Genomic DNA, 24334 nt, shown 5'->3' with positions numbered 1-24334 from the left:
CGCGGCACCGTCAGGTGCCGCGCCCGGCCCAACTGCCAAGCCTTGATCTTTGATCAAGGTTTCGCAGGCGGGAGCCGCAGGTCACAGTGGGAATGAAATGCACCGCCAATGCATTTTTTCCAAGGAAACCGCCATAACTCATGTTATAAGCCCCTCAACAAAAAAAGACCGAGCGGGACATGAGCAGCAACACCAAACTCCAGGACAACTTGCGCGCCGCGATTCTGGCCAAACCAGACGCCGTGCTGGACGACAAGGACCTGATGCAGGCCCTTGTAACGGCCAACGAACAGGCGCGCGGGGACAACGTCATCGACCTGCGCGGCATCGCCATGCAACGGCTCGAGGAACGGCTGGACAGGCTGGAAGACACCCACCGGTCCGTCATCGCCGCAGCATATGAAAACCTTGCAGGCACAAATCAGGTGCATCGTGCCGTTATCCGCATGCTGGAACCGGCCGAGTTCGAAGATTTCCTGCGCACGCTCGGCTCGGATGTGGTCGAAATCCTGCGCGTTGATCGCATCAAGCTAATTCTGGAATCCACAGCCACACAGGAAGACCCCGCCATCGACACTTTGGGCGGTGTTCTGTCCGTAGTCGAACCCGGTTTCGTGGACAATTACCTGACCTTCGACCGCGGCGGCCCCGCCCGCGACGTGGTTCTGCGCGAGATCCTCCACCCGACACACAGAATTTTTGGACCCAACGCAGATCACCTGCGGTCCGAGGCTTGCCTGCGGTTGGATCTGGGTGAGGGTCGGTTGCCGGGCATGATCGTGATGAGCGCAAGGGACCGCAACCACTTCTCGCCGCAGCTGGGCACTGATCTTCTGTCGTTCTTCGCTGGCGTCTTCGAACGTTCGATGCGCCACTGGTTGTCGTGAGCCTGATCTCACCCGCCTGCCGCGACGCGTTACAGTACTGGCTGGACAGCCTGAGCGCGCTGGCGGGGCGATCGGAAAACACCCAAGCCGCCTATCGCGGTGACGTCACCGACTTCCTGTCTTTCATGACACTACACCACAGTGAACGGCAGGGATTGGCAGCGCTGGCCCGGATCAACGTGTCCGACATGCGCGCCTGGATGGCCGATCAGCGTAGCGCAGGTGTTGGCGCGCGATCCCTGGCGCGCAAGCTGTCGGCGGTCAAAAGCTTCTACCGATGGCTGGCTGAACGCGAAGGGTTCGAACCCACTGCCGTCCTGTCTACACGCGCGCCAAAGTTTACCCAAAAGCTCCCCCGCCCGCTGGCCGAAGACGCGGCCCGCGCGATGATCGACACGGTCGAACTTCAGTCGTCAAACGACTGGATCTCGGCGCGGGACGTTGCTGTCGTTACATTGCTCTATGGCTGCGGTTTGCGCATATCTGAGGCGCTGTCCCTGACAGGAAGCGACGCACCTTTGCCGGGTAGCTTGCGTATTGTGGGAAAGGGCGGAAAAGAACGCATCGTTCCGGTGATTCCGGCCGCCCGCACCGCCGTTGACCGCTACCTGCAGCTTTGCCCGCATCCACAATCCCAAGAAAAGGCTTTGTTCCGCGGGGTGCGTGGTGGTGCGCTCAATCCGCGCGCAATTCAGGGCGTGATGGCCAAGGCGCGCATGCAGCTTGGCCTGCCAGCAACCGCCACACCGCACGCTTTAAGGCACAGTTTTGCCACCCATCTGTTGTCCGCTGGGGGTGATCTGCGCGCCATTCAGGAATTGTTGGGCCATGCCTCGCTTTCCACCACGCAGGCCTATACGGCCGTAGATACGGCCCGACTGATGGAAGTCTACAACCGCGCCCACCCCAAGGCCTGATCCCGAGTCCCTCGATGTCGTCTGGACTGTATCCTTACCCGGCTTTTAGTTTGCATCTGCAGCGCGCATCGTCCAAGAGACACAAATGACAATAAAACTCAAAGCCCTTTCCGTACATCTGTTCACCGCGACCGGTGCCGTCTTTGCAATGCTGGCCATGCTGGCCGCGGTCGAGGAAAAGTGGAGCCTTATGTATCTGTGGCTAGTGATCTCGTTCATCGTGGACGGAATCGACGGCCCGCTTGCGCGCCACTACCATGTCAAAAAGAACGCACCGGAATTTGACGGCGTTCTTCTGGACCTGATCATCGACTATCTGACCTACGTGTTCATCCCGGCCTTTGCGCTGTTCAAATCAGGGCTGATGGACGGTTGGACCGGCTGGTTTGCGATCATCGTGATCACCTTTGCCAGCGCCATGTATTTCGCGGACACGCGGATGAAGACCAAGGACAACTCGTTCTCGGGGTTTCCGGGTTGCTGGAACATGTTCGTCATCGTGATCTTCGCGCTAGAGCCCAACTTCTGGGTGATCCTGCTGCTGGTTTCACTGTTGTCGCTGGCGATGTTCCTGCCGTTGAAGTTCATTCACCCTGTGCGGACGGAACGCTGGCGCAACGTGTCACTGCCCATCGCGTTCGCCTGGACGTTCTTCGCCGGTTGGGCTGCCTGGGTCGATTTCCATCCCGAAAGCTGGGCGCATTGGGGGTTGGTGATTACAAGCCTCTACCTGGTTTCAGCTGGTATTGCGCAGCAAATTATCCCGCTGCGCAACAACTGAACGTTACAGGATTTCCTCAACCTCGAACTCGGTGCCGTTATGGGTGAACACATCACCCTCTTGCAGACCGGTCATGGTCAGGTAGATCGGGCTCTGGGTTGAGATACCCATATAGGTCTTGCCGTCCACCTCGAACCGCGTGGTCGAAACACAGACGACGAACCGACGGTTGTTGAACTTGACAACAGCGCCTGGCTGAACCCGGTCCGTCAGGCTGAAATCCGTGTTCTCGATCACATCAATCTTGGCGTGATGCGCGTGAACGGGCGCATCGAACGCTGCCGCCAGATCCGCATTCTCGCGGGAGGCGGCGATGTCATCCTTGTCATGCCCTTCGCGGTCGTCCAGCTGCGAGTCCTTCAGAAAAGCGTCATAATGCGCTTGCGCAGTTGCCAGTTCCTGCTCTTCCAGCGACATCAGGCGGTCTATGATGGCCTTTTTGCGAGCGGCCGGGTCTGTATGGGCGGTCATGCAATACGGTCCTTCAAATTCAGTAACTGATATAGGTTGGGCCGCGAAGTCTGGGATTGCAACTGATTTTCGCGCCTCAGATCAGCAGGCCCGCCGCGCGTTCATGACGCAGCAAGGCCACTTTGGTTTCGACCCCACCATCGCCCGAGAACCCGCCCAGACCGTTGACAGACAGCACCCGATGGCAAGGTATGATCACCGGAATGGGGTTCGCACCGCAGGCTTGACCCACCGGTTGCGGAGGTTGCCCAAGCTCTTTGGCGATGTCCCCGTACGTTCGGGTCTCGCCCAGCGGAATGGCATACATCAGATCGCAGACCTTACGCTGAAAGTCTGACCCGACAACACGATACGGCAGATCGAACCGTTCAAGACGCCCCTCGTTATACGCGGTCAACTGCGCAGCGGCTTCCTGCAACAGGGGTGTGTCCGGCCCGTCGTCCTGCCCATCCCACACAAGGCGTGTGATGGCGCCATCTGTTTCTTCAATGCCAAGGCGGCCAAACTGCGTATCAACGGAAATCATCGGCATGAATACAGCGTTTCAGATCGCCGGGGCCAGCGCAAGCGGGGAAAGAAAAACCCCCGGCGGGTGACGCCGGGGGTTCGAATGTTTAGCCCAGCGCTTCGTCGCAGCGCCCACACACACCCGCGTGGGAATGCCGACCGACATCCGGCAGGATCTTCCAACAACGCTGACATTTCTCGCCATCTGCTTTTTCGAACACGACGCCAACGCCTTCGATTTCCGGCACACGGAACGCCTCGGCCGGGGCCGGATCGCCCGAAACGGTCAGGCCAGACGTGATGCACATGTCGTCCACGTCAAAGGTGGCCAGCAGATCGCGGGTGTCACTGTCTTCGACATGCACGATCGGTGCAGCCTCAAGGCTGGATCCGATGACCTTATCCTGACGCTGGATTTCCAGCGCTGCAGTCACCGCGCGGCGAACACGGCGAATCTTGGCCATAGCAGCCTCAAGTTCTGGGTTACGCCAGTCGGCAGGGGTTTCCGGGAAATCCACCAGATGGACCGAGCTGTCATCGCCCGGGAACCGCTCTAGCCAGACCTCTTCCATGGTGAAGACCAGAACCGGGGCCAGCCATGTGGTCAGTCGGTGGAACAGGATATCCAGCACGGTGCGCGCAGAACGGCGGCGTAGGTTGTCGCCATCGCAGTACAGTGCATCCTTGCGAACGTCGAAGTAGAACGACGACAGATCGACCGTGGCAAAGGTGAACACGGCACTGAATACGCCCTGAAAATCGAAGGAGGCATAGCCCTTGCGCACCTGCTCATCCAGATCGGCCAGACGGCTGAGCACCCAACGTTCCAGGCGCGGCATATCCTCAGGCGCGACGCGATCCGCTTCGGTGAAGTCGGCCAGCGAGCCCAGCATAAACCGCATGGTGTTGCGCAGGCGGCGATAGCTGTCGGCAGTGCCTTTCAGAATCTCCGGCCCGATCCGTTGGTCGGCGGTGTAGTCGGTCTGAGCCACCCACAAGCGCAGGATATCGGCACCGTATTGCTCGATCACCTTTTCCGGCACGATGGTATTGCCCAGAGATTTGGACATCTTGTTGCCCTTGGCATCCAGCGTGAAGCCATGAGTTACCACGTTGCGATACGGCGCACACCCCTTGGTGCCGCAAGCCTGCAGCATGGACGAATGGAACCATCCGCGGTGCTGGTCGGTGCCTTCCATGTAGACGTCCGCGATGCCGTCTTCAGTGCCATCCTCACGGTCGCGCAGAACGAAGGCATGGGTCGAACCAGAGTCGAACCACACGTCCAGAACGTCAAACACCTGATCGTAGTCATCCGGGTTGGCGATGCCGTCGAGGATCTGTTCTTTGAAGCCGTCAGTGTACCAGATATCCGCGCCGTCTTTCTCGAACGCCGCCTTGATGCGGGCGTTGAGTTCTTCATTACGCAGCAGGTAATCCGCGTCGGTGGGCAAAGCACCCTTCTTGGTAAAGCACGTCAGCGGTACGCCCCAAGCGCGCTGGCGGGACAGAACCCAGTCCGGGCGCGCTTCGATCATCGAGTACAGGCGGTTGCGACCGGTCTGCGGCGTCCATTTCACCAGCTCGTCGATCGAACGCAAAGCGCGTTCGCGGATGGTGTCGCCCATCTCACCCATGCCGTCATCCAGCTTACGGTCAACGGACGCGAACCACTGCGGCGTGTTGCGATAGATGATCGGAGCCTTTGAGCGCCACGAATGCGGATAGCTGTGCTTGATCTTGCCACGGGCCAGCAGCCCGCCGACCTCGACCAGCTTGTCGATGACCGCCTTGTTCGCGTCACCCTCGCCACCCTTGCGGGACAGGATGTACTTGCCGCCAAAGAACGGCAAATCAGCACGGAACGAGCCATCGTCCATCACGTTATAGGTGATGACTTGCTCGAGCATGCCCAGATCGCGGTACAACTCGAATTCTTCCATTCCGTGAGACGGCGCACAGTGGACGAAACCGGTGCCTTCGGTGTCGGTTACAAACTCAGCGGCGCGGAAGTCGCGGATGTCGTCCCATTCGCCATTGCCACCTTCGGCTCCGGCCAGCGGATGGGCCAGCTGGACGCCTGCCAATTCATCGGTGGTTACGTCACGCACGCGAGTCCACTGATCGTCGTTCAAGCGCGCGCGGCCCAGCACGTCAGCAGCCAGATTGTCTGCCAGCAGGAACTTATCTCCGACACTGGCCCAGCATTCCTCGGGTGCGCCGGTGACTTCGTAGAGGCCGTAAGAGATGTCCTTGCCGTACACTACCGCTTTGTTCGACGGCATGGTCCACGGAGTCGTCGTCCAGATCACGACAAAAGCGTCATCAAGATCGCCCGCATTTACGACTTTGAATTTCACCCAGATGGTGAAGCTTTCCTTGTCGTGATACTCGACCTCGGCCTCGGCCAGCGCTGTTTTCTCAATGGGCGACCACATCACGGGTTTTGAGCCCTGATAGAGCGTGCCGTTCATCAGGAACTTCATGAACTCATCTGCGATTACAGCCTCGGCGTGATAGTCCATCGTGATGTAGGGATCGGGCCAGTTGCCGGTGATACCAAGGCGCTTGAATTCTTCGCGCTGGACGTCGATCCAGCCTTCGGCGAATTTGCGGCATTCCTGACGGAAGTCGACGATGTTCACCTCGTCCTTGTTCTTGCCCTTCTTGCGGTACTGTTCCTCGATCTTCCATTCGATCGGCAGGCCGTGGCAGTCCCATCCCGGCACATAACGCGCGTCATGACCCATCATCTGATGGCTGCGTACAATCATGTCCTTGATGGTCTTGTTCAGCGCGTGGCCGATATGCAGGTGACCGTTGGCATAGGGCGGACCGTCATGCACGGTAAAGGGCGCTCGGCCCTCTTTCTCGCGCAGGCGGTCATACACGCCGATCTCTTCCCAGCGCTCCAGCCATACGGGTTCGCGCTTGGGCAGGCCTGCGCGCATGGGGAAATCGGTTTTGGGCAGGTTCAGCGTGTCTTTGTAGTCAGGTGTTTGGGTCGTGTCGGCGCACATTTGGGGCGTCCTCAGGATGATCTTGACGTGTGTGGATCGAAGCGGTCAGTGCGAATTCTCAAGCACCTTTGCCCGGCGTCTCGCGAAATCAGAGCGCCGGGGATATAATTCGAATAATGATGGCCATCCGGTCATACATGCCGGGCTTATAGGACGCCCGCGCCTAATGGTCCAGAGGTTCCGCCCCATGCGGCGAATGGCGCAGCGTGGCCCATCGGTTCAGCCACGCCAAGCCGGCCAGCGCAAGGCCAAGCGCCAGCAGTGAGAACACCCGGATCAGCCCCCCCAAACCAGCGATATCGACCAGGAACACCTTGGCCACGGCAAGCCCAATGACGACCAACCCCGCCTTGCGCATCATGTCCGATCGACGGGCGAGTGACTGATAGAACAGGCCCGCACCGACCAGCAGTAGGGCCATGGTGTAGGTGTATAGCTCGGGCTGCGAAACACCGTTGCCTTCGTACATACCGCTGGCCCCCTGCCAGACATGGCGAATGGTCAAGCCCAGCCAGACGGCACCCAAGGCTGTTGCCAGACCGAAGCACCCTTGTTTCCATCGCGGGTGCAGTGCAGGCAGCCAAGCAGCCGACAGGGCCAAAACAATGGCGGGCAACAGGTAAGCCACGGCGAGGGTATTCAGTATTGGCACCCCAAGAACCGGATCAGCTTGGGCATTCAGCAATGGGTTCGCCTCGGTCAGCGCCTGCGCCAAGCGAACAACACCATGTGCCGCAAAGAACAACGCCAGCCCGTAGCGCGCATAATTCAGTTTTCCGCCCAGTTCGAACCGCCGCACCTGCGCGCAGGCCAGCAGCAGCCAAATCAAGGACAAAAGCCCCAGCCCCCAGTGGCTGTCATGGGCACCGCCGTTGCCAAACCCTTCGAGCCAGCGCAGCAATAGCAAGGACAACAAGATGCCCGCCGTCGCCCAGGCCGCACTTTCCAGAAGCAGCGCAATGACCGGACGGTTCAATGGGCGCAGGATGGCCCAGGCCGCCAGAAATCCAACAGCAGCTGTGGCATAGACAAGCGCCATTTCCGCGATAGGTGCCGAATTTGCCCAATCCAGACCGGGGTTCAGTACAAGTCTGAGCGTGACAGTGAACACGCCAGCCCAGATGAACCAACCCATAGGTGGAAGATCAAAGCGCCGATCCAGCACCGCTGCGGCCACGATCAGGGCCACAAAAGCAATAGTCAGGGCAGCCGAGCTTAGGACAATCACGCAGGCAAAGGTCAGGCAGGACAAAGCCGACAAGGTCACCAAAGCCGCCCGCAGCCGGTTTTCGCCGTCGACGCGCGCGAAACGCCCGGCCAGAACGACCATCATCACCGCCAATGCAACCGCATGCAGCGCCCACGGATAGGCTCCGATGACCTCAGCGGGATGCCATCCAAGCTCCAGCGCGATTGCCAACACCGGTGCAAATACTGCAGCGCCGCCCGCCCAAACGGCCCGGTACTCGGTTGCGCGGAAGGACCGCCAGGCCGCGAGGCCTGAGATCAATGCACCCAAGGCCACCAACAGGGTAACCGCCCATGGGAAATCCGCCTCGGCGGTTTCGGCATAGGTTTCAGCGAACCGGCGCGCGACAGACCCGTTGTCCCACCCTTGGATCAGTACGAACCAAGTTAGACCAGCGGCTGGCAGTATGGTCAGGTCTTGCAGGGCCCGCGCCTGGCTTGCCCAGGTCAGCAAACCCAACGTCAGGCCCGCCAACAGCATGACACCCAGCCAGAATTCTGCCATCGAGTCCGGCCAATGTATCGCCAGGGTTACTGCGCTGACGCTCACCGCGCCAAAGGCAAGGCGTGTGGGAAACTCTGGCCACTGGAGGCCTTTCTGAATGGCAATGATCTCACTGATCATGCGCCCCTCGTGATCTGGCCAAATCCGCCGCACGGGGATCGCGATCGCGATAACCGCCAATGCGGTTACGCCGACGAGATACCCCGGCTCGGTCGCCGGTGCCGAAAGCACCAAAAGCAGGCACGCGGTATAAGCCCCGACTAGCGTCAGAACGGATATCCACCCCCAGCGCCGCACAGTGTCGATCCCCAACCCAAGGACGGCGATCACAAAGAAATAGCCGTACAACCAGCCGGGGTCGGTCGAGGTCCCGCCCACCACGAAGGGTGACGCAAACGCACCAATCAAACCGACGGCCGCCAGCAAGGGGCCGTGGAACCAGCCCAAAACAAGCCCCACAAGCGCAACAGCGATCATGGCAATCAAGGCCGCTTCGGGACCAATCAGATCGTACAACTGCCTTGCAGCCAGCAAGCCACCGAACAGCGTCACCAGCCCGGCGCCGGAAAAGACCGATGGCAGGTAAGCTGTGGCTGAAGACTCGTCATCGCCATACTTCCGTCGGATCACCTCACCCGCGCCGATCAGCGTCGCGCCGAACATCAGGGCCGCAATGACGCGCATCGTTGGCGACAACAGCCCGCTTTCGACCCCGTATTGGACCAGAAAAACACCCGCCAGCGCCAAAGACAGGGCCGATACCGCATAGAACCAGTTCTCGCGCAGCCAAGCGCTCAGTGCGGCGATTCGATCGTCCTTCGCCGTTTCGGGGAGGGGTATCTTTTGTGGCTCAGGTGCTGAGGTGCCCTCTTTCGTTTCGAGCTCTGGTGGGTCTGTTTTGATTGCCGGCCACGGAGAGCTCTTTTTGTCCCTCGCTTGCGTCGATTCAGGTACTGTTTCTGGCGCTGGCAGGTCGCCACCAAGTGTACGAATCTGCTGTTCAAGTTGCTCCACCCGGCGACGCAGTCGAACTTGGGATACCAACAGAACAAGGATGGCCACCGGGACGGCCAGAACGATCAATCCAACGAGTACGAGCAGCGATTCCAACAGAGGCCTCCGGGCAAATGTGCCGTCAACCTAGCCGGGTGTCGATTTGCGCAACAGTCCGAAAAACCGTGTTTTTGCGGGCTACGCAGTTCAGAACGCCTTATCCCCAGCCAAGGGACAGTCCGGCAACCATCAACCAGATGATGACCAACACAGCGGCAATCGAACCAGATGAGAAACAGGCGTCGACAGTATGTAGCCATCGCAGGATCAGATCCGGGTCCATCAACGACTTTGAAATACTGACAATCTACACCGCGCGCCCAGCGGTACTTCTTATCACTAGGGATGGAACAACGAGCCAACAAAATACGCCATCAGTGCGGCCGCGCCGCCGATCGCAAAAGTCTCTAGACCTGACCGCCACCACGGAGCCAGTGACCATCTGCTTTTTAAAGCTCCGATGACAAAAAAGACCGCCATGGTCATGATAATCGAGAGATGAAAGGCCCGATCGAACGACAGCAGAAACGGCAGCAGCGGGACCATGCCGGCCACAAGAAACGCCAAAAACGTTGCCATCGCGGCTTTGAACGGGTTCGGATCGACGCTGCCCAATCCGTATTCACCCTCGATCATCAGATTGATCCAATTGTCGCGGTTGGCTGTGATGGCGTCCGTGGCCTCATCCAGCACGCGCCCCGACAGGCCCTTTTGCGACAAGATCGCATGTACTTCATCTCGCTCGCCTTCCGGGTACAGCCTGATGTGACGTTCTTCGATGGACCGGATGCGGAGGATATTGTCCAGCTCAGCCTTGGTGCCCGAGTAATTACCCGCCGCCATGGAAAACCCGTCTGCCAGTACATTGGCCAGTCCCAATGCAACGATAATAAACGGTGACAGGCCCGCCCCAGCTACACCCGCCACAATGGCAAAGGTAGTTACGGACCCATCGATCCCACCATAGACCACATCCCGCAAAACACCGCGACCTGGTGGCGCGTTGATGCGTTCTGCAATCTCTTGCTGGCTGTGTCCGTGATCGGTCATGGCTGGCTCTGACACTGTTATGCACGATAGCCAGCTACTGTACCTTGCGTTAGGTCAAGTTTTGGAAAACAGGCCCGCCAGTGCGCGTTTGATGATGCTGCGGGTTGATGGCTTGTGCCGATCCGAGAAGGGCAGCGGACGGCAGACCTCCATCGCGGCGACCCCGACCCGCGCACTTAGCGCGCCGTTGACCAACCCCTCGCCAAACCGGCGCGACAGTTTGCTAAGGATAGATCCCCCAAGCACAGGTTCCAGCAGGTCGTCCCCAACGGCCACAGCGCCGGTGGCCACAAGGTGCACGAACACGGCCCGAGTCAGACGCCAACTGCCCAGAAACCCTGCGCGCCCGCCGTAGATTTCGGCAATGCGCCGGATCATCCGCAACGAAGCGGCCAGCGCAGTTGCAACATCCGCAAGTGCCAAGGGCACCAATGCAGTCACCGTTGCAACCTGCCGCGCGGCAGCCTCGACTTCGCGACTGGCAGCGACATCCAGCGGGGCCAGCAACTCACCCTCGGCCAAGGTCAGCAGACCAGTCGCGTCAAATTGTTCGTCGATCCGCTCCGACAGCCGATCGCGCCCCCAACGAGTTTCCTCGCGGCCTTTGTAAAACGAGATCAATCGGTTCGTGACTGCGCGCGCCTGCGCCAGATCGTCTTCGGCCAAGGCGGTATCTGCGGCGCGCCGCATCCCATCCACACGGGACAACCGCCCAATTGCGGCCAACTCGCGCACAGCGATGATCAAGGCGACCAACACCAGTGCTGCAAACAAACCCGTAATCACCCATCCTATGATCGGAGCACGCAAAAGCAGTGAATTCACAAAGTCCCAAGCCGCGACCGACACCACGGCCCCAAGCGCGGCAAGCGCCAAACCCCAGAACCAACGCGACAGAGTCGAAGGTTTGCGCGCCGCCAAACGCGCCGCGCCCTGCATCGCCTGACCCTGAGGCTGCGCGATATCCGGTACCGGAGGCGCTTGCGACACGTCGGCCGCGGGTTCATCAGCGTCTAGATCAATCAGAACCGGCCCCTTAGCCATTGGCTGCTCCTTCACTGTTCCAGACATACTTGATGTCCGGGAGGTTCTCGTCGTTGTCAGCGCCATCGCTGCGTGCGACCTCGACAAAGCCGTTGCGCTCATAAAACCGGCGTGCGGAATGGTTGGCCTGAAAGGCGAACAGAGACAATTCGGACTGGCGGGACTTGGCATATTCAATCAATTGCCGACCAGTCCCCCGCCCACGCGCGTCGGGTGACAGATAAAGTGAGTGAATCTCGGTGCCATTGAGCGCCAGGAACCCAATCACCCCGTTTTCGGTTTCGGCCACAGTCATCCATTCCAGATCAATCATTCGGCCGCAAAATGCGATGGTTTCCGCCCGCGAATGCAGTTTCGGCATCCACTCGTTTTCAATAGCGAAACCGTGCAAAATCTCTCCGGCTACACCGGCATCTGTGCTGCGGGCAGGACGCAGGATGACGGTCACAGCCGGTCTCCGATCAGAAACTGGGCGGCCCGGTCCAACCGGATATGAGGTGGGCCATCACCGGGCCGCAAGGTCAGGTGCGCTGGCGCAAAGGCCATGAACTCGTAATCCTCACCCAGCCAGCCGTCGGACCCGTTACGCGCCGGACCGAGCAGATGCGACGGGTCTTCGGGCAGGTCTCCGGGATAGAAAGCCGCCTGTTTGCCGCTGTCCAGCAACGTTCCCCGCACGCATGGCAGCTCGGCCCCATTATGAGTGCGAATTTCTTCGGTCGTTGCCCTTAAAGAGGCGAGGGATAGTGCCGCTGTCTCTGCGCCGGCGAAACTGGCGCGGTCGCGCGCCTCGCGGGTCAGGGCCTCCATGATGTTTGTCAGGCGGTGATGTTGCAAGTGATGCAAATGATCGGCCTTGGTGGCTGCAAACAAGATACGCTCGACCCGCTTACCCAGCAGCAACTGGCTGAGCCACGCATTTCGCCCCGGTCGGAATGCCGACAGGATATCGGCCATCGCGCGGCGCATATCTTCAACCGCCTGCGGACCGTTGTGGATTGCGCCCAGCGCATCTACCAGAACCACCTGCCGGTCGATCCGGGCGAAATGGTAACGGAAGAAAGGCTTTACGACCTTGGACTTGTACGCTTCGTACCGGCGGGCCATCTCACGATGCAGGCTGCGCCGTGGACTGTGACCTTCGACCGGCAAGGGCGCAAATGTCAGCACCGGGGACCCGGCCAAATCGCCCGGCAGCAGGAACCGCCCGGGCGTGCAGTCATAGAACCCGGCGTCGCGCGCAGCGTCCAGGTATAAAGCGAATTCTTGGGCCAGTGATTGTGCTTTGGGTTCATCATGACTTTCGGATGGATCAATGGCCTTTGCCAGCGACAAAAAGGTCGTAGCCTCTGCTCGATTGGCGATGCGCTCCAGCGTTTCCTGCGACCAGTCCTCGTAGGTTTTGTCCAGCAATGCCAAATCCAGCAGCCATTCGCCCGGATAGTCCACGATATCCAGATGGATGGTTCGCGGGCCCTGCAGCCCCGACAACAGACCGGCGGGGCGTGCCTTGAACGACAGGCGCAGTTCGGACACGGCGCGCGTACTGTCCGGCCAGTGCGGCTGAGGTCCGGTCAAGGCTGTCAGATGATTTTCATAGTCGAAACGCGGCACAGTGTCGTCCGGCTGGGGCTGCAGGTAAGCCGCGTTGATCCGCCCTTCCTGCTGCGCCACTAGGCCGGGCATCCGCCCGCGATCGAGCAGGTTCGCGACCAGCGATGTTATGAAAACCGTTTTCCCCGAACGGGCCAACCCGGTGACGCCCAGTCGGACCACCGGCTCAAACAATGCCTCAGACACGCGGTCGCCCACGGACTCGACGCCGCGCGCCAAACTGTCTGCCAAAGATGAGATGACCAATCTGTCGCCCCGCTTTTTTCGTTTCCCCCAAGATAGGTAGCGGCTGTCGGACATACCAGCGCTTTCCCGCTCTTGCCCGTTGCGACGCAGCGCGTTACCAGCAGCGCATGCCTAGATACGCACTGAAAGTCGAATACCAGGGGGAACCGTTTGCCGGGTGGCAGCGGCAAAAAGATCAGCCGTCTGTTCAGGGGGCAATCGAACAGGCTCTGTCGCGCATCGAGCCCGGCGATCACACCATTGCCGCCGCTGGTCGCACGGATGCAGGCGTACACGCGCTGGGACAGGTTGCGCATTGTGATCTGACCAAGGAATGGGACCCTTTTCGACTGTCCGAGGCGCTGAACTATCACCTTAAACCGCAACCCGTGGCCATCGTTAAAGCCGCACGTGTGGATGACGACTGGCACGCGCGTTTTTCAGCGCTCGAACGGCAATACCTGTTTCGCATCCTGATGCGCCGTGCCCCGGCAACCCACGACGCCGGGCAGGTCTGGCAGATCAACCATCAGTTGGACGTCGACGCGATGCAGGCGGGCGCGGATATGCTGATCGGGCGGCATGATTTCACCACGTTCCGGTCTTCAATTTGTCAGGCTGCAAGCCCTGTCAAAACCCTGGATGAGCTGAGCGTCGAGAAGATTGACGGTTTTTCAGGGCCAGAGATACATTTTCACGTTCGCGCCCGGTCTTTCCTTCATAACCAAGTGCGCAGCTTCGTCGGGACGCTTGAACGTGTCGGTGCCGGCACATGGACGCCCAAGGATGTGCGGGATGCGTTGGAAGCCACCGACCGTGCGGCCTGCGGGCCTGTGTGCCCGCCGCAAGGTTTGTATCTGGCGCGGGTCGGATATCCTGAACCGGTCTTCGATTAAATCGCGCGCAACAGCAGACCGCATGCAATCACAGCGATTAGCAGGCCTGCCACAAGCTCAATAGTCGGAGCCAGAACCGAGGCAAATCGCGTGGCCGAAGCCGAGGCCAGAAGCCCTCCGCGCAGTCCGAACGACGTCCAACCGACCAGAGTTGTGACGGTCGCCGTGCCCAGCGCCATTGCGAAAGCGCCAGCAATGCCGACCATCGCGATACCCATCTGCCACGTCAGGATTAGAACAAAGAGAGCTCCGGTACAGGGGCGCGCGGCAATTCCTGCGATCAACACCACCGCTTCGCGCAGGCTACCGACTTGGGCCACTTCGTCGGCAGTAGGACCATGGCGATGCCCACAATCAGAACAGACACCATGGTCATGGTCGTGATGTTCGTGACCATCCTCGTGCGAGTGTTCGTGCGAGTGGTCGTGGCCATGATGATGCACGTTTTGGCTGCGATGGCGTCGCGCAAAACTGCGAATGGACCGAAAAATCAACCACAAACCGATCGCTGCAATGGCACCATAGCTGATCGGGGCCATAACCTTTTCAGTCGTGTCGACAAGGCTTGCCCGAGACATTTGGAACACCAGTACCCCGGCATAGACCAGAACCACTGCCGTCACCGCCTGCCCCAAGCTGGACAACAAGCTGATCGCGGACAGGCGCAGAAAGGCCACGTTGCGACCCAATCCATAACCGCCGATCAGTACTTTGCCGTGGCCAGGACCGATGGCGTGAAAAAAGCCGTAAGCAAAACAGACTGTCAGCAGCGTTGCCACGGCCTCGGGTTGTTCCGCACGCGCGGCGCGCAAAGCGCGGGCGATCTGGTTCTGAAACTCCCGCTGCTCACCAGCGGCCCAAGCGGCCAAATGGTCAAAACCACCGCTGCCCCAAAACCACAGCAATAGACCAACGGCGATGGCTACAGGAACAATCAAGTACTTGGACATGAAAGACGGACCTCGGTCGCAAAGCTTTCCCCAACCAGGGGGATATCGTTTTCTTCAAGGTCATAGTCGGCGTCCAAGGTCTGTAGGAACGCCTGCATCTGCGCCAGTTGCCCGTCGATATCCGCGTCAATCCGGCTTATCTGACAAGCAGCGGGCCCGGACACCTTCACTGGGAGGGTCACTTCATAAGCCGTGTAATAGGATTCATCATATGCTTTGGCGACGACGGCGGTTGCCGGCACTCCGCCGCCTTCCACCGCACGCAGGTGGGTTGTCACGATACGTCCATCCTCGGTGGTCGCTTTGGCCTCCATCGGTCCCGACAAGACGACAGGCGCGCCATCGGCGAACACCACGAGATCGCCATTATATCCTTCGACCCACTGGGCATCAAAGCCGGACAGAAACTTTTCTTCGCTCTCGGTCAGAATGCCATCGGAATCCTGATCCAGCTTCATATCCTCAAGCTGAAACAGCGAGAAAAGCTCATCATACGCCCAAGTTACCCTGACATGGGTCAACTGGCCGCTATCATCCACAATAAATTCCAGCCCGGTGTCGATAAAGACATGCGGGTGGGCCAATGCCGGAACCGGCAGGCAACAGGAGACAAGGGTTATGAGCCATCGCATAGGCGAAAGATAGGGGCTTGGCCCGTGCCCGGCAACGTGTTTCGGCAGACCCGTGCGGGAACTGGCCAAACCAGTCACTTCGGCGGGAACAAAACCAGTGTCTGCAACGCTGTACCGACCGGGCCTTCGGTGTCGAACAGAACCGATTGCGACATCCCTATTCCTGAAGGTTGCCAATGAGATACGGACTGCGAGGCCAACCAGTCCGATTTGGGTTCACGATGAATCTGGACCGTCAGATCGGTGTTCATGAACCCCATCTCCGACGTCGGTGCATTCCACGAGATCCCGTTGCCACAATCCGCCAGCGGGCATAGCGCTTGAATCGGCGATTGCGCCTCGCCCTCCAACAGCTTCGGGGTGCGCATCCAGATTGTCTTTGGACCGGCTTTCTGGTTGCCACCCTTGGGGTAGAGAATGTCCGAATGGTTTGCGAACCCCGGCAGGTCATGACGCGTTTCGCCAATCGGAAACGGGCCGGTCACCGCATCGTCGAGTTCGGGCGCCGGCAACGTGATGTTCGGAACCGACCCCAAATCGCGGCGCACCATGTGCATCGTGGTGGCCGTAGCGCACAGCGTATCGTCCAGATCGTGCACCGTGACCCGGGTTGTGGCCAGCGTCTTTGTATGGCGCGTCGTCTCTGCGGCCACCCGCAATCCTGTCAGCGGCAGCGGGCGGAGCAAGTCCACAGTCAGCCGTGTCAGCATCTTTTCCGGCCCAACCTCTGTTTCGGCGGCACGAACGATCAGCCCTGCGACCGGGCCCGCATGACAATGATCCGCAGACCACGGCCCGCGTGCGGGATCATTGCCGGCAAAAGCGCCGTCAGCCCGAACGTGGAAATAGGCTTGTTCCTTCAGATCCGGTTTCAACACCACCTAAAACCTCAGACTTTTTCCTGCGTGTGCTTTTTCAACTCGGCCCGCGCCACCTGACGGCGGTGTACCGCATCAGGCCCATCGGCCAACCGTAATGTACGCACATGGGTCCAGGCCGTCGCCAGCGGCGTATCCTGACTGACCCCCTCCCCGCCGAACATCTGAACGGCCTCATCGATGACTTTGAGTGCGACACGCGGGGCCACGACCTTGATCTGGCTGATCCAGGGTGCTGCCGCACGGGCATCGCCCTGATCCATGTACCAAGCAGCCTTCAGGCACAGCAAGCGCGCCATTTCAATCTCCATCCGGCATTCGGCAATGATATCGAAATTGGCCCCGAGTTGCGCCAGTTTCTTGCCGAAGGCTTCGCGCTGCAGCGACCGTTTGCACATCTGTTCCAGCGCCGATTCAGCCTGCCCAATTGCGCGCATACAATGGTGGATACGACCGGGCCCGAGACGGCCTTGCGCGATCTCGAACCCGCGGCCTTCGCCCAACAGGATGCTCTCAGCTGGCACACGGACGTTGGTAAAGCGGATATGCATGTGGCCATGCGGGGCATCATCGTGGCCGTAAACCTGCATCGGGCGTAGAATTTCTATCCCTGGCGCGTCGGCAGGCACAACAATCATCGACTGCCGCTTGTGTTTGGGTTGCTCGTCGCCTGCCGTCTTGACCATGACGATATAGACCTTGCACCGTGGATCACCCGCCCCCGATGACCACCATTTTTCTCCGTTCAGAACAAAATCATCCCCATCCCGCACACAGGACATCGACACGTTCGTGGCATCCGATGACGCCACATCCGGCTCCGTCATCAAATACGCTGACCGGATATCGCCGTTCAGCAGGGGTTTCAGCCACTGCTCTTTCATCTGGTCCGTGCCGTAGCGCTCGAACACTTCCATATTACCGGTATCGGGGGCCGAACAGTTGAACACCTCGGCCCCAAGGGGCGTTTTGCCCATCTCCTCGGCGAAGTAAGCATACTCGACCGTGGTCAAACCAAAGCCCTTGTCGCTGTCGGTCAGCCAGAAGTTCCATAATCCGGCAGCCTTGGCCTTGGTTTTCAGCCCTTCCAGGATTTCAGCCTGACGTTCGGTGTATTGCCAGCGGTCGCCCTTATCGATTTCGGCCTGATATTCTTCTTCCAGCGGCATGATCTCATCCCGGATCATATCTGCCACACGTTGCAGCAGCGCGCGGTTTTCTTCGCGCAGACCGAATGACATGTTCATGAGCTTTCCTCCTCAGGCCCAAAGAGCGGGCTTTACCTTTGAACAGAGAATGACTTAGCTGCCGATAGAATGTCTAGCTGTGTGACGGAACGTCAACTCAATCAAAATGAAATTGCGAGGATGATTCATGGCGCTACTGATCGAAACCGGTCTGACCGACTGGATAAGCGATGATGACATCGCCAGAACGATCCGAAACATACACCCCGGTGCGGATGTGCGCACCCGGGAAACGATTGGAGATGCAAGCGAAATCACCATGGTCGCTGTTGTCGGCCTGAACAACGACCACCCCAAACGGCTGCCGAACCTGCAACTGGTTCAGAAACTGGGCGCAGGCGTCGAAACGATTGTTGGCAACCCGAACCTGCCCGATCACGTCCGTGTCGCACGGCTCAAGCCCGATGCACCGGCGCAAGGTATTGCCGAGTGGTTCGTCGCCTATGTCCTTCACCACCAACGGAACGTGGCCTTTCACGAAGCTGCCCAGCGCAAGGCAGAATGGGTGCCCAAAGCGCCGGTATTCACGCCGGACACCGTAGTGGGCGTTCTGGGCCTGGGCCATATCGGCGCCCGCAGCGCCAAGATGCTGCGCGCCATCGGATTTCAGGTCATGGGATGGAGCCGATCCCCGAAAGAGATCGAGGGTGTCACCTGCCTACATGGCGAGGATGCGCTGCCGACGTTGCTAGGCCAATGCGACCATGTTTGCGCAATTCTGCCGTCCACGCCGCAAACTGTCGGCTTGTTCGATGTGCAGATGCTGGCCGCCATGAAGCCCGGCAGTCAGCTGTTGAACGCAGGGCGTGGTGATCTGATTGACGAAAATGCGCTGATCGAAGCCTTGGACCGTGGAACGCCCGGCCACGCCGTTCTGGACGTAACCAGTACAGAACCCTTACCCTCAGACAGTCCGCTCTGGGCACACCCTGGCGTCACAATCACTCCGCATGTTTCTGGCTGGCACTTAGGTGAAGCATTGGCGGACGTTGCAGAGAATTTCCAACGGTTGTCGGCAGGAAAGCCCTTGCTGCACGAAGTCGACCGCACACGCGGCTACTGAGTCGAAATCAGGGTGTCAGAACCCAGTTCCCGCCGGCATCCCGGCAATTGCGGGTTCTGACTTCGCGTGATTGCTCGGCCCCGGCGGGCACAATGAAATGCTGAAGATGCACGCAATTGTCTCGGACCTCGCGCACCCGAACGGTGCCTTTTGATCCGGTATCATCGTTCGACCAAGTGCGTTCGGTTCCGACCTGAGGCATTTCATCTGTCAACATCGCGTTGGTCGTGGCGTTGACGACACTATAGTCCTCGGGGCTCAACCCCATTTCTGCGATGATTCTCGAAAGTGGCTTGGCCTGTGCCAGTGAAACCGCGCCGATCATAACGGCTGCTGCAAAAAAGGGTGAAATCCAGGCTTTCATGATCTTCTCGCCTTGCTGAAATAAGTTTGGTCACAAGACTATACCGCCGGGGAACGGGGGCCAAGCCCCGCTGGCCGACCTTCAAATAATACCGAACAAACCTATCGCGACTCGGGTGCTAGGACCTCCGGGCCAATCCCCGCATAGTACCCCAAACACGAACCAGAGGCATGAAATGGCACAGCCCACCTATTATGCGCCCACAGGCGGACACCCCGGACAAGACCAACTGTTGACCGACCGCGCCATGTTTACCGACGCCTATGCGGTAATCCCCAAAGGCACCATGCGCGACATTGTCACCAGCAACCTGCCGTTCTGGGAAGGCACCCGGCTTTGGGTCCTGTCCCGCCCCCTCAGCGGGTTTGCCGAGACGTTTTCGCAATACATCATGGAGGTCCAGCCCGGTGGCGGCAGCGACCACCCAGAAACAGACGCCAAGGCGCAGGGTGTTCTCTTTGTGGTCGAAGGCGAGGTGACCCTGACGTTAGGCGGCACTGAGCATGTCCTCGATACCGGCGGTTATGCCTATATCCCGTCCGGATCGGATTGGACCCTGCACAACCGCGCCGAAAAAACCGCTCGATTCCACTGGGTTCGCAAAGCCTATGAAGCCGTTCCGGGCCTGCCTGCACCAGATCCGATCATCACCAACGAACGTGATGTATCCCCCGTCGAGATGCCCGGCACCGAGGGGCGCTGGTCCACAACCCGCTTCACAGATCCGCAGGATCTGCGTCATGACATGCATGTCAATATCGTCAATTTCGAACCCGGCGGCGTGATTCCCTTTGCCGAAACCCATGTCATGGAACACGGTTTGTACGTGCTGGAAGGCAAGGCGGTCTATCGGCTCAATCAGGATTGGGTCGAGGTAGAGGCCGGCGATTACATGTGGTTGCGCGCCTTCTGCCCGCAGGCCTGCTATGCGGGCGGACCTGGTCGCTTTCGCTATCTGCTGTACAAGGATGTGAACCGGCACATGCCGTTGATGTTGTCCAAACGCTAGGCTTTTAAACGCTTTTTTCGGTCAGGGGTTCACAGAAGCGCGTGAATCTGGTGAAATGACAGCGGATTTTAGCACTGGAGATTGTTCAATGGTACTGCGTGTAACGATGCTGGCACTGGCTGCTGCGATTGGTTTGACGGCATTTGATGCAACGCCTGTCGCCGCAAAGGAAGAAACCAAGCAGGTTTCTGTCATGAGCCGTACCTGGGCGGTGACACAGGTTTCGGACGCTCCGGTCGTGTACCGTGCGACGCGCGACAACAACAACCTGAACCCCTTTGGCCCACCGCCGCGCTTGCGCACCATTCAGGCCATAGCCGCCTTTCAGCAAGCGACCGGGTGCAGACCGATCGTGGCCAGCATGTACCAGAACATTTCGGGTCAGTTCTTTTCGCAGGTCAGCTGCAACTGACCATAGGTCACAACGGGCATTGAGCTATTGGCAGCGCGCTGCCATAGCTTGCGCATGAAACTTGCAATCAACGGATTCGGCCGTATTGGCCGCACAATCCTGCGGCAGCTGCTGGCTTTGCCGCAGGATACAGATATTGAGCTGGTTCTGATCAACGACATCGCCCCGCTTGAGACCTGCGCCTACCTGTTCAAATATGACAGCACATTTGGCCCCTACGCCGGAGTAGTAGAACAGGGCGACGCGGCGATCGTCGTCGATGGGCACACAATCCCAATGACACACAGTCCCAATCTGGCACATGTCGATCTGTCCGGCGTCGACGTTCTGATGGATTGCACCGGCGTTGCCCGCACCTCGGATGTGGCCAGTCAGGGCCTGACCGCCGGGGCTCGCAAGGTGCTGATCTCTGGCCCCTCGCCCGCGACCGAAATCACAATCGTTCTGGGGGCCAACGAAGATCAGTTGGGCAACGCTCGCATCGTGTCCAACGCGTCTTGCACAACCAACGGGCTTGCGCCCTTGGTCAAAGTGTTGGACCAGATTGGCGGGATTGCGTCAGCCCATATGACAACAATTCACTGCTATACGAACAGCCAGCCTATGGTGGACGCGCCACGCGGCGATTTGGCCCGTTCGCGCGCGGGCGCGCTGTCTATGGTGCCGACCACGTCAAGCGCCACCCACCTGATCGACGACGTCATGCCGCATCTGGCCGGGCGCATCTCGGGCGCTGCTGTTCGGGTTCCGACGGCCAGTGTATCCGCCATTGATCTGGTGGTGACGCTGGATCGCGGAATGTCACCCGACTTGTTCGAAGCCGAACTGCGCGCAGCCGTCCAGACATCGCCAGTGCTGGGTTGGACAGATCACCCTCTGGTCTCGTCAGACCTGCGTACACGCCCAGAGTCGCTGGTTATAGCGGGACCCGAAACACGCATGGTCGGCGAACATCAGGTCCGTGTTTTCGGCTGGTATGACAATGAATGGGGATTTTCGGCACGCATGCTGAATGTTGCCCGTCTTATGACAGATAGCTGAATTTGCGCGGGCGCAGCGGGCGGGCTTACCCGCGCGCTGCTTGGCCAAACGGGTCACAAGCATCTTTGATGCGCATTGACCGGGCGGGAGCTCCCTATCCGCCTATGATCTCGAACGGAGTGTCAAACCAGAACTCCTCCAGATTAGTCCCCTCACCAATCCGATCAATCACAGCGAATAAGCCGGGCCCGTGCAATGGGGTCAGCACCCCATGCCATGTGCCGCGAAAATAGTTCACACCCTGTCCGGGCTTGGTCACAAATGCCCGCGGATGTCCGGGCCGCCCACCCTCATCCGGGGCCACGACAACCAGAAAGGGCTGGTGTGTCATCGGTATGAATGCCTGACTGCCCTCGGGGTGACGCTCAACCATATCCAGTTGATAGGGCAAGGATCGCGGATTGGCGTTGAACAGGCTGATACCGGCGCGCCCGTCTGTGAAATCCAGTCGCGCCAGATCATGGTAGCGACCACATTGCCCCTGATTGATGATCTTGTCCGGATCACCGGTCACTTCGATGACATCACCGAATGGGGCAAATGCCCTGGCCGTCAAAGGCGCAGTCCCGACTTGCGCGCTCATGAGGGTAAAATGTCCTGCAACCGGAATTCGGCGATCCGCTCGACCTGACGGCAAGCCTCTGCGAATTCGGTGTCTTTATCCTGATCGATCCGCCGTTGAAACGCCTGGAGGATGGACGCTTTGTCGTGATCACGCACGGCGATGATAAACGGAAAACCGAATTTCTCGGTGTATTTCTGGTTCAAGCCCGTGAACATCGCACGCTCATCATCTGTCAGAGCATCCAACCCGGCCGAAGCCTGCTCGGACGTGCTTTCCTGCGTCAGCCGCTTTGCCTGCGCCAGCTTTCCGGCCAGATCCGGGTGCGCGGTCAGGACACCCATCCTTTCGTCCGCAGAGGCGGATCGGAACATGCGGGTCAATGCACTGTGCAGCCCTCCGGCCTTGTCATGCGCCGGCCCCAATTCCAACTCATACGCCCGTTCGGCAATCCAGGCGGAATGCTCGAAGATGCCACCATACGCCGCCACGAACGCATCGCGATTCATCTGGGCAGGTTTCGGATGCGGCACCGCCGGATGGTGTTCGGCCCAGTGCTCGGCGATCTGCAACCGTGTTGCAAACCAGACATCGGAAAAGCCGCGCGCGTATTCCAGAAACCGTTTCAACGCCATCACCCGGCCCGGTCGTCCGATCAGGCGGCAGTGCAAGCCAATCGACAGCATCTTGGGCGCTCCGCCCTCGCCCTCGGCGTAAAGTGCGTCAAAGCTGTCCTTGAGGTAAGAATAGAACTGGTCACCCGCGTTGAAGCCTTGCGGCGTGGCAAAGCGCATGTCGTTGCAATCCAGTGTATAGGGCACGATCAACTGATCCCGCCCACCGGTCTGCATCCAGTACGGCAAGTCGTCCGCATATGTGTCGGCCACATAGGCAAAACCACCCTCTTCTGCCACCAGACGAGCGGTGTTTTCCGAACAGCGCCCCGTGTACCAACCGCGCGGACGTTCCCCGACAACTTCGGTATGTAGGCGGATCGCCTCGGCAATCTGTGCGCGCTCTTCGTCTTCGGGCATGTCTTTGTGTTCGACCCATTTCAGGCCGTGGCTGGCAATCTCCCAGCCCGCAGCCTTCATCGCGGCCACCTGATCCGGCGAGCGGGCCAGAGCAGTCGCGACACCGTAGACCGTGATCGGCAGATCCTGCATCAACCGGTGCAACCTCCAGAATCCGGCGCGCGCGCCGTACTCATAGATCGACTCCATGTTCCAATGGCGCTGGCCTGGCCATTGCGCGGCCCCCACGATTTCGGACAGAAACGCCTCGGACGCTGCATCGCCGTGCAGAACACAGTTCTCGCCGCCCTCTTCGTAGTTCAGCACGATCTGAACGGCCAGCTTTGCACCGCCTGGCCATTGGGCGTCTGGCGGGTTGGCACCGTAGCCAATCATGTCACGAGGATAGCGAGGGGGCTGCATGGCATCTTCCATTCTTGAACTTTTGAATAGCTTTACCTCAGAAACGCGCCGATGATTATCAAATCAATCCGAACGCTGTTTCCGGTTCTTTCGGCATTTCCACTGTTTCGGACTTTGCGCCACACTGTGACAAAGCAAAAGACAAATCAAAGGAGAGACCTGTGGCTGGCTATCTGACGACCCATGTTCTGGACACTGCACGCGGCTGCCCGGCTGAAGGGTTGAAAATCGCACTCTATCGGGTGTCGGGGAACTCCCATCGCAAAATCGCCGAGATGGAGACCAATTCGGATGGGCGCACAGACAGCCCGATCTTGCCACAAGACTCGTTCAAAACTGGCACTTACGAGCTGGTTTTCTTCGCAGGAGACTATCTGCGCGCCTCAGGTCAAGCTGCTGAGGACCCGCTGTTTCTTGATCAGGTGCCGCTCCGGTTTGGCATGTCTGATGCCGACGCACATTATCACGTGCCTCTGCTGCTTTCCCCTTACGGCTATTCGACCTACCGGGGCAGTTGAACCG

Annotated in this window: 25 protein-coding genes; 9 read left to right on the top strand and 16 right to left on the bottom strand. The window is 59.3% G+C overall.

Translation table 11 applies throughout. From position 1 onward, the window contains the following. Positions 1 to 179 precede the first annotated feature (179 nt). From AC2FJC_RS15645 to AC2FJC_RS15635, 3 genes are all read left to right on the top strand, one after another. Complete coding sequence (locus AC2FJC_RS15645) at positions 180 to 887, top strand: DUF484 family protein (RefSeq protein WP_058273210.1); 708 nt, start codon at positions 180 to 182, stop codon at positions 885 to 887. Further along, positions 884 to 1804: a tyrosine recombinase XerC gene (locus AC2FJC_RS15640; RefSeq protein WP_496740200.1), complete on the top strand. Its 921-nt coding sequence runs from the start codon at positions 884 to 886 to the stop codon at positions 1802 to 1804. Before AC2FJC_RS15645 ends, AC2FJC_RS15640 begins: the two co-directional genes overlap by 4 nt. A gap of 85 nt (positions 1805 to 1889) precedes the next feature. Further along, positions 1890 to 2585, top strand: a complete 696-nt coding sequence (locus AC2FJC_RS15635; RefSeq protein WP_496740199.1) for a CDP-alcohol phosphatidyltransferase family protein — start codon at positions 1890 to 1892, stop codon at positions 2583 to 2585. Between the two features lie 3 nt (positions 2586 to 2588). On the opposite strand, the gene AC2FJC_RS15630 is transcribed toward AC2FJC_RS15635, so the two are convergent. From AC2FJC_RS15630 to AC2FJC_RS15590, 9 genes are all read right to left on the bottom strand, one after another. Next, positions 2589 to 3056, bottom strand: a complete 468-nt coding sequence (locus AC2FJC_RS15630; RefSeq protein ID WP_058273207.1) for a hypothetical protein — start codon at positions 3054 to 3056, stop codon at positions 2589 to 2591. 76 nt (positions 3057 to 3132) lie between these two features. After that, positions 3133 to 3588, bottom strand: a complete 456-nt coding sequence (locus AC2FJC_RS15625) for a methylated-DNA--[protein]-cysteine S-methyltransferase (protein ID WP_496740198.1) — start codon at positions 3586 to 3588, stop codon at positions 3133 to 3135. Between the two features lie 82 nt (positions 3589 to 3670). Then, positions 3671 to 6583: an isoleucine--tRNA ligase gene (gene ileS / locus AC2FJC_RS15620; protein WP_496740197.1), complete on the bottom strand. Its 2913-nt coding sequence runs from the start codon at positions 6581 to 6583 to the stop codon at positions 3671 to 3673. 163 nt (positions 6584 to 6746) lie between these two features. Further along, positions 6747 to 9446, bottom strand: a complete 2700-nt coding sequence (locus AC2FJC_RS15615; RefSeq protein WP_496740196.1) for a DUF2339 domain-containing protein — start codon at positions 9444 to 9446, stop codon at positions 6747 to 6749. A gap of 100 nt (positions 9447 to 9546) precedes the next feature. After that, complete coding sequence (locus AC2FJC_RS15610; RefSeq protein WP_282120678.1) at positions 9547 to 9672, bottom strand: hypothetical protein; 126 nt, start codon at positions 9670 to 9672, stop codon at positions 9547 to 9549. 56 nt (positions 9673 to 9728) lie between these two features. Then, positions 9729 to 10439 carry a VIT1/CCC1 transporter family protein gene (locus AC2FJC_RS15605; protein WP_472724252.1) on the bottom strand — a complete coding sequence of 237 codons (711 nt, stop codon included), beginning with the start codon at positions 10437 to 10439 and terminating at the stop codon, positions 9729 to 9731. Between the two features lie 54 nt (positions 10440 to 10493). After that, complete coding sequence (locus tag AC2FJC_RS15600) at positions 10494 to 11483, bottom strand: YcjF family protein (RefSeq protein WP_496740195.1); 990 nt, start codon at positions 11481 to 11483, stop codon at positions 10494 to 10496. Further along, the gene (locus AC2FJC_RS15595; protein WP_496740194.1) at positions 11476 to 11931 is read right to left on the bottom strand and encodes a GNAT family N-acetyltransferase; all 456 of its coding nucleotides are present in this window, start codon (positions 11929 to 11931) and stop codon (positions 11476 to 11478) included. Before AC2FJC_RS15595 ends, AC2FJC_RS15600 begins: the two co-directional genes overlap by 8 nt. After that, complete coding sequence (locus AC2FJC_RS15590) at positions 11928 to 13343, bottom strand: YcjX family GTP-binding protein (protein ID WP_496740215.1); 1416 nt, start codon at positions 13341 to 13343, stop codon at positions 11928 to 11930. Before AC2FJC_RS15590 ends, AC2FJC_RS15595 begins: the two co-directional genes overlap by 4 nt. Before the next feature lie 107 nt (positions 13344 to 13450). Between AC2FJC_RS15590 and truA the strand changes: the two genes are divergently transcribed. Then, positions 13451 to 14218 carry a tRNA pseudouridine(38-40) synthase TruA gene (gene truA / locus AC2FJC_RS15585; protein WP_496740193.1) on the top strand — a complete coding sequence of 256 codons (768 nt, stop codon included), beginning with the start codon at positions 13451 to 13453 and terminating at the stop codon, positions 14216 to 14218. Here truA and AC2FJC_RS15580 read toward each other — a convergent pair. The 4 genes from AC2FJC_RS15580 to AC2FJC_RS15565 are packed head-to-tail and all read right to left on the bottom strand — an operon-like array spanning position 14215 to position 17925. Then, positions 14215 to 15168, bottom strand: a complete 954-nt coding sequence (locus tag AC2FJC_RS15580; protein WP_496740192.1) for a nickel/cobalt transporter — start codon at positions 15166 to 15168, stop codon at positions 14215 to 14217. The two genes, truA and AC2FJC_RS15580, sit on opposite strands and share 4 nt — an antisense overlap. Next, positions 15153 to 15869, bottom strand: a complete 717-nt coding sequence (locus AC2FJC_RS15575) for a DUF1007 family protein (protein WP_496740191.1) — start codon at positions 15867 to 15869, stop codon at positions 15153 to 15155. The genes AC2FJC_RS15580 and AC2FJC_RS15575 overlap by 16 nt, the downstream gene beginning before the upstream one ends. 5 nt (positions 15870 to 15874) lie before the next feature. Then, positions 15875 to 16681, bottom strand: a complete 807-nt coding sequence (locus tag AC2FJC_RS15570; protein WP_496740190.1) for a thioesterase family protein — start codon at positions 16679 to 16681, stop codon at positions 15875 to 15877. Between the two features lie 8 nt (positions 16682 to 16689). Next, positions 16690 to 17925: an acyl-CoA dehydrogenase family protein gene (locus AC2FJC_RS15565; RefSeq protein ID WP_496740189.1), complete on the bottom strand. Its 1236-nt coding sequence runs from the start codon at positions 17923 to 17925 to the stop codon at positions 16690 to 16692. 127 nt (positions 17926 to 18052) lie between these two features. On the opposite strand from AC2FJC_RS15565, the gene AC2FJC_RS15560 reads away from it, so the two are divergent. Beyond that, on the top strand, positions 18053 to 18988 hold the full coding sequence (locus tag AC2FJC_RS15560; RefSeq protein ID WP_496740188.1) for a 2-hydroxyacid dehydrogenase: 936 nt from the start codon (positions 18053 to 18055) through the stop codon (positions 18986 to 18988). Between the two features lie 7 nt (positions 18989 to 18995). On the opposite strand, the gene AC2FJC_RS15555 is transcribed toward AC2FJC_RS15560, so the two are convergent. Beyond that, positions 18996 to 19352, bottom strand: coding sequence for a hypothetical protein (locus AC2FJC_RS15555; RefSeq protein ID WP_496740187.1), 357 nt, complete (start codon positions 19350 to 19352; stop codon positions 18996 to 18998). 175 nt (positions 19353 to 19527) lie between these two features. On the opposite strand from AC2FJC_RS15555, the gene AC2FJC_RS15550 reads away from it, so the two are divergent. The 3 genes from AC2FJC_RS15550 to AC2FJC_RS15540 all read left to right on the top strand — a co-directional run bounded on the left by AC2FJC_RS15550 (position 19528) and on the right by AC2FJC_RS15540 (position 21814). Beyond that, entirely contained in the window at positions 19528 to 20361 is an 834-nt protein-coding gene (locus AC2FJC_RS15550) for a bifunctional allantoicase/(S)-ureidoglycine aminohydrolase (RefSeq protein WP_496740186.1), read from the top strand. Between the two features lie 88 nt (positions 20362 to 20449). Next, positions 20450 to 20773: a hypothetical protein gene (locus AC2FJC_RS15545; RefSeq protein WP_058273193.1), complete on the top strand. Its 324-nt coding sequence runs from the start codon at positions 20450 to 20452 to the stop codon at positions 20771 to 20773. Positions 20774 to 20827: 54 nt separating this feature from the next. Next, the gene (locus tag AC2FJC_RS15540) at positions 20828 to 21814 is read left to right on the top strand and encodes a type I glyceraldehyde-3-phosphate dehydrogenase (protein ID WP_496740185.1); all 987 of its coding nucleotides are present in this window, start codon (positions 20828 to 20830) and stop codon (positions 21812 to 21814) included. Positions 21815 to 21908: 94 nt separating this feature from the next. Here AC2FJC_RS15540 and AC2FJC_RS15535 read toward each other — a convergent pair whose 3' ends face one another. Then, on the bottom strand, positions 21909 to 22397 hold the full coding sequence (locus AC2FJC_RS15535) for an ureidoglycolate lyase (RefSeq protein WP_496740184.1): 489 nt from the start codon (positions 22395 to 22397) through the stop codon (positions 21909 to 21911). After that, positions 22394 to 23812 (bottom strand): allantoinase PuuE, encoded by a 1419-nt coding sequence (gene puuE / locus AC2FJC_RS15530; RefSeq protein WP_496740183.1) that lies wholly within the window; start codon positions 23810 to 23812, stop codon positions 22394 to 22396. Before puuE ends, AC2FJC_RS15535 begins: the two co-directional genes overlap by 4 nt. Before the next feature lie 161 nt (positions 23813 to 23973). On the opposite strand from puuE, the gene uraH reads away from it, so the two are divergent. Next, a complete protein-coding gene (gene uraH / locus AC2FJC_RS15525; RefSeq protein ID WP_496726840.1) occupies positions 23974 to 24330 on the top strand; it encodes a hydroxyisourate hydrolase in 357 nt (118 codons plus the stop codon). Positions 24331 to 24334: the final 4 nt, after the last annotated feature.

The sequence above is a fragment of the Ruegeria sp. CDSB117 genome (assembly GCF_059611005.1).
This window is presented reverse-complemented; position numbering and strand designations above follow the sequence as displayed.